This window comes from Vibrio sp. 1751, assembly GCF_033339895.1.
GTDB classification, from domain to species: Bacteria; Pseudomonadota; Gammaproteobacteria; order Enterobacterales; family Vibrionaceae; genus Vibrio; species Vibrio alginolyticus.
Genome location: NZ_JAWOVM010000115.1, coordinates 1 through 10,629, shown reverse-complemented (window position 1 = coordinate 10,629; position 10,629 = coordinate 1). Strand labels below are relative to the sequence as shown.

Sequence of the window (10,629 nt, the reverse complement as noted above, 5' to 3'; positions counted from 1 at the left end):
GAACCTGTGATAGAATCTGCGACTTGAATGTGAGTAATAAGGCGTGTATTTTTGCTCGCCTATATACGTTATACCGAAACTTATCGTTGCAGGTGCTTCTCAGGTTTGATGTCTAAGAGGTCAGATATTGTGAGCTTCGGTATAAATCTTAAATATTAAAGAGGATAAATCATGCGCATCATTCTTCTAGGTGCTCCAGGTGCAGGTAAAGGCACACAAGCAAACTTCATCATGGAAAAATACGGTATTCCACAAATCTCTACTGGTGATATGCTTCGTGCTGCTATCAAAGCAGGTACAGAGCTTGGTAAACAAGCTAAAGCTGTTATTGACGCTGGTCAGCTAGTTTCTGATGAAATCATCCTTGGTCTTATCAAAGAGCGCATCGCTCAAGAAGACTGTGCAAACGGTTTCCTACTAGATGGTTTCCCACGTACTATCCCTCAAGCTGACGGCCTAAAAGAAATGGGCGTAGACGTAGACTACGTTATCGAATTTGACGTTGCAGACGATGTAATTGTTGAGCGTATGGCTGGTCGTCGTGCTCACCTTCCTTCTGGTCGTACTTACCACGTGGTTTACAACCCGCCTAAAGTGGAAGGTAAAGATGATGTAACTGGTGAAGATCTTGTTGTTCGTGATGACGACAAAGAAGAAACAGTACGTGCTCGTCTAGGTGTTTACCACGAGCAAACTGCGCCACTAATCAACTACTACGGCAAAGAAGCTGAAGCAGGCAAGACTAAGTACCTTAAGTTTGATGGTACTAAGCAAGTAGCTGAAGTTAGTGCGGATATCGAGAAAGCACTATCTTAATTTGCTGAAGTCAAAAATTTAATATTTTGATATATTGAAAGCGGCCCAAGTGGTCGCTTTTTTTAGTTTACTCGTAAACATATATCTAATTAACTTCAGCTCGGCTATTCGTTACTTCGAGGTTACTTAAATATATGAACCAAGCCGTTTACCATGAATAGGATGTTATGAAAGAGAATAATAAACAGGGTGTACTCCTAGTTAACCTGGGAACTCCTGACGCACCAACCGCTCCTGCCGTAAAGCGCTTTTTAAGTCAGTTTCTTCATGATCACCGAGTGGTAGACATGACTCGATGGCTTTGGTGTCCACTATTGCACGGCGTTATCCTTCCTATCCGAGCTCCTAAAGTTGCCAAACTCTATCAATCAGTATGGATGGAAGAGGGCTCGCCGTTGATGGTGTACTCTAAACGCCAAACTGAAAAGTTAGCACAAAAGCTTGATATACCTGTAGAGCTTGGTATGACGTATGGTAACCCAAGTTTACAATCAGGCTTTGAAGCCCTATTGGCGCAAGGCGTTGATGAAGTCATTGTTTTACCTTTGTATCCGCAATACTCGGGCACAACAACGGCAGCGGTTTCTGACGGAATCACTAAAGCATTTAAAAACCTGCCTGTGATGCCGGGCTTTAGCTTTATTCGTGATTATTACAATCACCCGAAATATATTGAAGCGTTAGCGCATTCAGTTCGTGAACATTGGCAAAAGAATGGCCAGGGAGATTACCTGCTGTGTTCTTATCATGGTATTCCAAAACGCTATGCTGACAATGGTGATGTTTACCCACAGCATTGTGAAGAGACGACTCGCTTGCTTGGGGAAGCGTTAGGTTTAAGCGAACAACAAATTGGCATGACGTATCAGTCCCGATTTGGGAGAGAAGAGTGGCTTCAACCTTATACCGATAAGACCCTAGAAGCACTTCCTGCAAAGGGTGTGAAAAATATTAATGTTGTGACCCCTGCATTTTCGTCAGATTGTTTAGAGACGTTGGAAGAGATCTCGGAAGAGTGTAAAGAGATTTTCCTTGAAGCTGGTGGCGAAAACTTTACCTACATCCCTTGTTTGAACGATAGTGAACTTCATATCGAGATGATGGTTGAGTTAGTTCAATCTAAACTTTAGATACAAAAAAGGGTCGCAATAGCGACCCTTTCTACGTTTAGTTGAGCGATCAAGCAACTTGTACTTGCTGCTCTTCTACTTGCTCTGCCGTGCTGTGCGTATTTTCAGCGCCATGCATCCAGCGAACGAGTGTATTAGAGAATAGGAGCAAAATTACGCCACTTACGGTTGCGCTGACCGCAATACCACTAAAGATAGCCATAGCGCCTAACTCGCCTACGTGAGAGCCCACATAGCCCGCAACATAGTTAGCAATCGCATTACAGCCAAACCATGCACCCATCATAAGTGAAGCTAAGCGAAGCGGTGCTAATTTAGTCACCAATGAAAGACCAATTGGTGATAAACACAGCTCGCCTAATGTGTGGAAGAAGAAAGCGCCGACCAACCATAACATCGATGTTTTTACTGTTGTATCTCCACCTTGTTCTAGCACTGCGCCAACCATACAAAGGAAACCAATCGCCAAGAAAAATAGTGCCATCGCAAATTTCACTGGCGAAGTAGGTTCACGTTTACCCAATTTTACCCAAAGGACAGCCAGAACTGGCGCTAGAGTAATAATGAAAAATGGGTTTAGTGATTGGAACCACGCAGCAGGAACTTCGAAACCACCAATCATGCGATCAGTATATTGTTGAGTGTAGATGTTCATCAGACCACCAGCTTGTTCAAAGCCTGCCCAGAAGACAATAGTGAATAAGCTCATGACCAGAATTACTTTTAGTCGATTCACTTCTTCTTTGGTGAGTGGCTGCTTCGTGGTGGCATTTTTGTTGTTTAGATCTCGTTTCGCCGCTGGTTCGCGACCAATATCACCAAGCCATGATTGAGCCAGTACCATTTGCATCACTAGGCTAACCAGCATACCCACACCAGCGGCAACAAAGCCAGCTTTCCAACCGTAAGAGGTTGTCACAGAGCCAGAAACGACGCCGGCAAGTAATGCACCTAAGTTGATACCCATATAAAAGATAGTGAATGCACCGTCACGACGGTTGTCACCTTCTTGATAAAGGTCGCCAACCATGGTTGAGATATTTGGCTTAAAGAGACCGTTACCAGTGATAAGTAGGCCAAGACCTAAATAGAAACTGTGTAGCGAACCAATACCTAAAGCATCAGCAGGAAGTGCAAGAGTAAACTGGCCGATGGCCATTAACGCGCCACCAAGCAAAATTGAGCGACGTTGACCTAAATAGTTATCTGCTAGGTAACCACCGATAAGAGGCGTGATATACACAAGCCCTGTGTATATGCCGTATAGGTCTAATGCGTCTTTGGTTGACCAGCCAAGGCCGCCGTTCATTGTTGTATCGGTGAGGTAAAGCACGAGAATGGCACGCATTGCGTAGTAAGAAAAGCGTTCCCACAGTTCTGTACCGAACAATAAGAACAGGCCACGTGGATGACCAAAATATTGATGTTGGTTTGACATAAGCTCTTCTAATAATAGTTATTACATTTTTTAACGACTTCTACGTATACAATGCAATTCAACGAGTGACAAATAATAAAATTTTGCCATTCAACTATTTTTGTTTGTTAAGTGGCTGTTTTTGATTAGATTTGCAGATTATATGATGGTGTATTGGTTGTATTACAAACTTAATTTCCATTTTTGCCTATGGACTTCTTTATCGTAAGTTGCTGAAGAATGTCGTTAATGCGAGCGATGTATAATCATACTTTTATAGATAAACTGAATATCAATGACTCAACTTTGGCTTAATGCTAGGATAAAAACAAAATAGAATTGGCTAGTAAAAAGATGAAACGTTGGTATCTACTTTATTGTAAACGTGGGGAGCAGGTTAGGGCGAAACAACACCTTGAAAACCAAGGTGTAGAATGCTTTTATCCAACTGTAGAAGTTGAGAAGATTTTGCGCGGTAAAAGACAAAAAGTCGAGGAGCCGCTGTTTCCTTGTTACGTATTCGCTTACTTTGATTATGAGCAAGGGCCAAACTTCACCTCAGTCCGCTCTACTCGAGGTGTTGTTGACTTTGTGCGTTTTGGTGCTCAACCGAAAGAAGTTCAAGGTGACTTGGTCTTCGAATTGATGCAGCTAGAAAAGTGTTGTAATGACAATACCGTTTCTGAATGTATGCCAAAACCAGGCGATCAAATTAGAGTTAAAAGCGGTCAATTTGCGGGCATAGATGCCATCTTCCAAGAACAAGATGGTGAGAAACGCTCAATTATGCTAGTTCAGATGATCACCAAGCGTGTGCCTGTCAGCATAGACAATAGTGATTTAGATTTAAAATAGCCTAATTCCATCAAACATAAAAAGAGGTGCAAAAGCACCTCTTTTTGATCGTATCTAATTTTCTGTCTGTTTTAAAAGGGTTGGACGAACCGACCCTTATCTTTATCGTAGAGAATTAGTATGAGTCGTTGTGAACGGTCTGTACTGCACGACCTGATGGGTCAACACAGTTTTGGAACGATTCATCCCATTCAATCGCCTTCGCTGAAGAACACGCTACTGAAGGGCCTCCTGGTACACACTCTGCTGCTGATGGAAGTGGGAATAACTCTTCAAAGATTTCACGGTACACGTAGCCTTCTTTTGTCGTTGGCGTGTTGTATGGGAATCGATATTGAGCTGTTTCCATCTGCTGGTCTGTCACTTTCTGTTCCGCGACTTCTTTCAGCGTATCGATCCAGCTGTAGCCAACGCCATCAGAGAATTGCTCTTTTTGACGCCATGCGATCGATTCTGGCAGGTAGTGCTCGAAGCACTCACGAAGGATGTGTTTCTCCATTTTACCGTTGCCACACATCTTGTCTGCTGGGTTCAAGCGCATTGCTACATCAATGAACTCTTTATCTAGGAAAGGTACGCGTCCTTCAACTCCCCATGCTGCCAGCGACTTGTTAGCACGAGCACAGTCGAACATGTTCAGAGCAAGCAGTTTACGCACTGTCTCCTCGTGGAACTCTTTCGCGTTTGGCGCTTTGTGGAAGTACAGGTAGCCACCAAAAATTTCGTCAGCGCCCTCACCAGACAATACCATCTTGATACCCATCGCTTTGATCTTGCGACCCATTAAGAACATAGGTGTTGATGCGCGGATAGTCGTCACGTCATACGTTTCAATGTGGTAAATCACGTCACGAATCGCGTCCAAACCTTCTTGAATCGTGTACGTCATTTCGTGGTGAACGGTACCAATTTGGTCGGCAACTTCGCGAGCGGCTTTCAGGTCAGGCGCGCCTTCTAGGCCAACAGCAAAAGAGTGCAGTTGAGGCCACCAAGCTTCAGACTTTTCATCATCTTCAATACGCATCGCTGCAAAGCGTTTTGCTACCGCAGATGTAATAGAAGAATCTAGACCACCTGAAAGAAGCACACCGTAAGGCACGTCAGTCATTAGTTGGCGTTTAACAGCCGCTTCTAGCGCTTCCGTCAATTCTTCTTTGCTAGTGCTGTTACCTTGTACTGCTGCGTACTCGTTCCAGTCACGAACATAGTAACGTGTTGGCTGAGTATCTTTAGAGCTGTAGTAGCTACCAGGAGGGAATTCACTTACTGTTTTACATACTGGAACAAGAGCCTTCATCTCTGATGCCACATAGTAGTTACCATGCTCATCGTGACCTTGATAAAGAGGGATAATACCAATATGGTCACGGCCGACTAAATACTCATCTTTTTCTTCGTCGTAGAGCACAAAAGCGAAAATACCGTTTAGTTCTTCAAGGAGATCTGCACCCATATCTTGGTAAAGTGCAAGAATGACTTCACAGTCTGAATCGGTTTGAAATTCGTACTTTCCTTCGTAACGAGCACGAATTTCTTTATGGTTGTAGATTTCACCATTGACGGCAAGGATGAGCTTCTTATCAGGGCTGTATAGCGGCTGTGCACCACTATTTAGACCAACAATCGCCAAGCGCTCGTGCGCTAAAATAGCACGCTCTGAAGAGTAAATCCCAGACCAGTCTGGGCCACGGTGACGAAGTTTTTTCGACATCTCTAATGCGATAGGGCGCAATGCGGCTGCATCGCTTTTAATGTCTAAAATGCCAAATACTGAACACATACTACATCCTTACTAAACTAAACAATTTCTAATCGGTATGGTTTAAATTTGCCATTACTAATAAAAAAAGCAACGTTTTGTGATTAAAAAAATGATAAAAGGCCTTGTTGCATGGAAAATATTTAACTCAACCGTTGTTTTGGTGAATGAGATCAAGGTTTGGTATAAAAACTATACAAAAAAGGCTTTCTATCAATAGAAAGCCTTCCGAAAAATATCAGTGCTGTTGCTTATTTAATTGGTGTGAATTTAGGTTGAAGTTGTTTACAGACGTGTCGAGCAAAACCGCTACCAGCTTCACTATAAATATTGAATGCTGCGTCAACGCCATTTTCAAGTAAGCCTTCCAATTGATCTGGGTATTCGGCGATAGCGGCAATTTGCCCCTTATATTTTCTGCGTTTAAGCTGCTCAAGTGCTGTTTGGTTACCTTGATGATGTGGCATTGCAAGCAGAACCAGTTTTACATGACCTGTATCTAAAATTCGCTCCCAGAAATCCGGGTCGGTGGCATCACCAGAAATCACATTTCTTCCCTCTGAACGATGATGATGTGCAGCGTCTTCACGAATTTCTATACCCAATGAAATTTTGCCATAGCGTGAACGTAGCTCATCATAAGCGCCGGTTCCAATACGCCCCATACCTAAGATCAATACTTGGGCATGACCTGGGTTGATGAGTTGGTCGCGTTGATTGAGCTTTTCTACCGCTGTCTCTTGCAGCCACTTACCTGAATGTTGATAAATTTTATGGCTAAGGCGGTTAAGTGGCGCGGAAATTACAAAGGATACCGACACCGCAACCGCAATCGCAGCAAGCATATCACTTGGCATCCAGCCCATTTTATAGGCCAACCCAGCAACAATAAGACCAAACTCACTGTAGTTAAATAGTGATAAAGAGGCGAGCAAAGAGGTACGTACTCGAAACTTAAAATGATTAATAGTGACGAAGTACAAGAGTCCTTTGATTGGTAGCAGTAAGATAAATAGCAGGGCGAGAACGACGCCATTCACGCTCAATGAGGCGGATAAGCCAATGTTCAAAAAGAAGCAGACTAAAAAGAGCTCCTTCATATTGAATAATGACTTGGATAGTTCTGAGGCTTTTAGGTGACCTGCGAGTAGCATGCCTAAAATTAGCGCACCCAAGTCTGGTTTCATCCCGACCAACTCGAATAGCCCAGCACCGACAACAAGCGCGAAGAAAATACCGAATAGCACCAGCATTTCGCCGTGGCCAACTTTATCGAGCAGCTTATAGAATAGGGGACGAAGGAAAGGCAGTGCGAACAAACCGATGGCATACCATTCTGGGACTTTTCCGGTTGAAGCAGTCAGGAATACTACGGCAAAAATATCTTGCATAACCAAGATACCGATCGCGAGTGTGCCGTAGGTCGCGTTCATTTCGCCTTTTTCTTGCAATGCTTTTACGGCAAAAACGGTACTAGAGAACGATAGTGCAAAAGCTAAAAGCAGGATTTGGCTGCCGTCCATACTGGCTAGCGAAGTCAAGCCCAGTAGTTTTAAGCCGGATAACGCTAGGGCAAAAAAAGCGGTAGAGAGTATGTTGTGGGCGGTTGCCCCTCCCCATATTTCTTTGGACAGCAGGGTTTTTACATCGAGCTTGAGTCCAATAGTAAACAGAAGAAGAGTAACACCAAGATCTGCGAGAGTGACGATAACGTCATTGCTTTGGTAACCAAATGCATGCAAGCCAAATCCAGCTAGTAGAAAACCAACGAGGGGAGGGAGGCTGCATTTAAGCGCAATAAAACCAGCTAAAAAAGCGGCTGTAATTAGAATAATTTCCATACTGTTAAGCTGTATTCCTGATATACAAAAACGGGCTGTGAAAACACAGCCCGAGATTGTAACTCAATTGGTTGTATAAACTTAGTCTTCCAGTAACTTTTGTAACAAAACTCCGTTTAGCATAGCGCGTTTAATCATCGCAAATGCGCCCATCGTTGGCTGCTTATCAATGTGAGAAGCCACGATAGGGAGGTCGTTATGGAAAGTTTTAAGAGATTGATTCTCTACGTTGCGTTGAATTGCAGGGAAAACAATATCTTGTGCTGCAGTAATATCGCCAGCAATTACAATTTTCTGTGGATTAAATAAGTTAACCGTAATCGCAATCGCTTTACCTAGCTGGTTGCCCACTCGCACTAAACTCTGTTTCGCAAGTTCATCACCATTCATTGCGTGCTGACATACCGCTTCAATTGTGATGTTTTCAAGGTCGGTTAAGCTTGATTCGTATCCTTGAGTAATCAGTTGCTTCACTCGTTGAATAATCGCTGGGTTTGCAGCTACGGTTTCTAAACAGCCAAAGTTTCCACATTGGCATTGCTCACCAAGCGGGTCAATTTGGATATGACCAATTTCACCGACGTTGCGGTTAAAACCAAGAAAAACCTGGCCGTTAACGATAATACCTGCGCCAGTACCGCGGTGGACGCTAACCAAAATAGAATCCTGGCAGTCTTGGCTTGCTCCAAAGTAGTGCTCAGCCAACGCCATGCCACGTACGTCGTTGCCAACAAAGCATGCTGTATTAAACTTCTCTCCAACAATTTCACCGAGAGCAAGATTATCGATATCGGTATTAGGCATGTATTCGACCACGCCAGTTGTTGGGTTAACAAGGCCCGGTAAAGTGATGCCGATAGCGATGAGTTGATCAATTTTGTCTTCGCAACGGCTTACGAAATCTTTTAATAAATCGATAAGTCCTGCGATTAAGTCTGCTTGGTTAGTGTAGTGCAGTTCATGCTGATCTTCTGCCAGCGCGGTACCACCTAAATCGTATAAACTGAACTGTACGTAATCTCGACCTAAGCGAACGGCAATCGAATGAAAAGGTTTGACTTCAGTAGTCAAAGAGATCGCACGACGACCACCAGTTGAAGCTTGTTGGGCGACCTCCTTAATAAGGCCGCGCTCTAAAAGTTGGCGGGTTATTTTGGTAACACTAGCAGGCGCGAGCTGACTCACGTCCGCGACTTGAATACGGGAGATAGGACCTTGCTGATCAATCAGCCTATATACCGCAGCGCTGTTAAGCTGTTTTACTAAATCTACATTACCAATCTGTCCGCCATTCATGCTTAATTTTGCTCGTATTGTCCGTTAACAACCGTCGCTTTTACTTTAAAGTCACGATCGAAAATAGTCAGGTTTGCAACCATCCCTTTTCGAACTCGGCCAAGGCGATCCTCAACACCAATTGCTGTTGCTGGGTATAACGTGGCCATTCGTAGAGCTTCGTCTAAAGCGATCCCCGCGTGCTCAACTGAATTCTGAACTGCTTCAATCATTGTCAAAGCTGAGCCGCCTAGCGTGCCATTTTCATCAACACACTTACCATCTCGGTAATATACTTTCTTACCGACAAAAATAAAGTGATCAATGTTAGCACCTGCTGGAGCTGTGGCATCCGTCACCAAAACAAGCTTTTCACCTTTGATTTTATGAGCAATTCGGATGTTTGCGTAGTCGACGTGAAAACCATCAGCAATAATGCCAGCATATACGTCAGGAGTATCGTAAATTGCACCAACAACTCCTGGTTCACGACCAACCATTGGTGTCATTGCATTAAAGAGGTGTGTAGCAAAAGTAATGCCTGCTTCAAAGCTTTTACGTGCTTCGGCGTAGGTTGCATTTGTGTGGCCAATTGAAACTACGATGCCAGCAGCCTTTAATCGCGCAATATGCTCTGGGTCGTTATGCTCAGGTGCTAGTGTTACTTTCGCTACGATATCGGCGTTTGCGCAGATAAGGTCGATCATGCTTTCGTCTGAAGGGCGAATAAAATCTACGTTATGGATGCCTTTTTTCGCGACGTTAAGGTAAGGACCTTCGAGGTGTAAACCAAGCGATTGATTTTGATACTTGTTGTGGTACTCACGAGCTGCAGCAATTGCAGTTCGCATATCTTCATCAGATGACGTAATGAGTGTTGGCAGGAAGCTAGTACAGCCAGATTTGAGGTTTGCCTGGTGCATGATTTGCATTGTTTCAGGGGTAATTGCATCGTTTAGCATTACACCGCCACAACCGTTCAACTGCAGATCGATAAAGCCTGGGCTTAGATTAGCGCCTGTAAGGTCTTTTACTTCGATGCTTTGAGGTAGCTCAGAAACCGGCACAATAGATTGAATAAGATCGTTTTCGATGATGACCGCATGATCGGTAAGAACATCACTACCGGTATAAATTTTACAGTTACTTAGCGCGTACATAGTCAGCTAGTCCTTATAGATGAGAATTCAATTTCTATATCGTTATCTAAGTAGAGACTGCTTCAGTCATATGGGTACTTAGTTTGTATCACTGAATTAGATAACGAGTCACATACAGCAAGTCGCGTTTTATCGATGTTATTGTCATAGTAACTAACTGAAAAGTAATAATTGTATGGTTTTTTATGATTCTTTTTCAGAGCAAAGTTACAGTGATTTACCCGCCTAGATACCAAAATAACACTGATTCTGCCTTGCATAAAGTGCGAGAATATTATCTTTAAAACGCCATTTTTTCGTATAATAAAATAAGTTTTATGATCTCGCTAGCAAAAACCTTTCGAAAGGGCAAATTGTGGTGATTATGATCACAAAC

8 protein-coding genes are annotated in these 10,629 nt (G+C 43.4%); 3 read left to right on the top strand and 5 right to left on the bottom strand.

Annotated features, from left to right (window positions below):
- Positions 1 to 171: 171 nt before the first annotated feature.
- Positions 172 to 816: an adenylate kinase gene (gene adk, locus R7041_RS21145; RefSeq protein WP_005382094.1), complete on the top strand. Its 645-nt coding sequence runs from the start codon at positions 172 to 174 to the stop codon at positions 814 to 816.
- Between the two features lie 167 nt (positions 817 to 983).
- Entirely contained in the window at positions 984 to 1,946 is a 963-nt protein-coding gene (gene hemH, locus R7041_RS21140; protein WP_017819956.1) for a ferrochelatase, read from the top strand.
- A 49-nt stretch (positions 1,947 to 1,995) separates the two neighbouring features.
- Here hemH and R7041_RS21135 read toward each other — a convergent pair whose 3' ends face one another.
- Positions 1,996 to 3,384, bottom strand: a complete 1,389-nt coding sequence (locus R7041_RS21135) for a peptide MFS transporter (protein WP_005382097.1) — start codon at positions 3,382 to 3,384, stop codon at positions 1,996 to 1,998.
- 333 nt (positions 3,385 to 3,717) lie between these two features.
- On the opposite strand from R7041_RS21135, the gene rfaH reads away from it, so the two are divergent.
- Positions 3,718 to 4,218, top strand: coding sequence for a transcription/translation regulatory transformer protein RfaH (gene rfaH / locus R7041_RS21130; protein WP_005382098.1), 501 nt, complete (start codon positions 3,718 to 3,720; stop codon positions 4,216 to 4,218).
- A gap of 115 nt (positions 4,219 to 4,333) precedes the next feature.
- On the opposite strand, the gene asnB is transcribed toward rfaH, so the two are convergent.
- From asnB to nagA, 4 genes are all read right to left on the bottom strand, one after another.
- Positions 4,334 to 5,998, bottom strand: coding sequence for an asparagine synthase B (gene asnB, locus R7041_RS21125; RefSeq protein ID WP_005382100.1), 1,665 nt, complete (start codon positions 5,996 to 5,998; stop codon positions 4,334 to 4,336).
- A 230-nt stretch (positions 5,999 to 6,228) separates the two neighbouring features.
- Positions 6,229 to 7,818, bottom strand: coding sequence for a cation:proton antiporter family protein (locus R7041_RS21120; protein WP_064369055.1), 1,590 nt, complete (start codon positions 7,816 to 7,818; stop codon positions 6,229 to 6,231).
- 81 nt (positions 7,819 to 7,899) lie between these two features.
- Complete coding sequence (nagC, locus tag R7041_RS21115; protein WP_005382105.1) at positions 7,900 to 9,114, bottom strand: DNA-binding transcriptional regulator NagC; 1,215 nt, start codon at positions 9,112 to 9,114, stop codon at positions 7,900 to 7,902.
- Positions 9,115 to 9,116: 2 nt separating this feature from the next.
- Positions 9,117 to 10,253 (bottom strand): N-acetylglucosamine-6-phosphate deacetylase, encoded by a 1,137-nt coding sequence (nagA, locus tag R7041_RS21110; protein WP_065274257.1) that lies wholly within the window; start codon positions 10,251 to 10,253, stop codon positions 9,117 to 9,119.
- Between the last annotated feature and the right edge of the window lie 376 nt (positions 10,254 to 10,629).

What these genes read in the sequence shown, in the direction of transcription:
- adk (WP_005382094.1), top strand. Translation starts at nt 172, where the DNA reads ATGCGCATCATTCTTCTAGGTGCTCCAGGTGCAGGTAAAGGCACACAA.
- asnB (WP_005382100.1), bottom strand. Translation starts at nt 5,998, where the DNA reads ATGTGTTCAGTATTTGGCATTTTAGACATTAAAAGCGATGCAGCCGCA.
- nagA (WP_065274257.1), bottom strand. Translation starts at nt 10,253, where the DNA reads ATGTACGCGCTAAGTAACTGTAAAATTTATACCGGTAGTGATGTTCTT.
- hemH (WP_017819956.1), top strand. Translation starts at nt 984, where the DNA reads ATGAAAGAGAATAATAAACAGGGTGTACTCCTAGTTAACCTGGGAACT.
- nagC (WP_005382105.1), bottom strand. Translation starts at nt 9,114, where the DNA reads ATGAATGGCGGACAGATTGGTAATGTAGATTTAGTAAAACAGCTTAAC.
- rfaH (WP_005382098.1), top strand. Translation starts at nt 3,718, where the DNA reads ATGAAACGTTGGTATCTACTTTATTGTAAACGTGGGGAGCAGGTTAGG.
- R7041_RS21120 (WP_064369055.1), bottom strand. Translation starts at nt 7,818, where the DNA reads ATGGAAATTATTCTAATTACAGCCGCTTTTTTAGCTGGTTTTATTGCG.
- R7041_RS21135 (WP_005382097.1), bottom strand. Translation starts at nt 3,384, where the DNA reads ATGTCAAACCAACATCAATATTTTGGTCATCCACGTGGCCTGTTCTTA.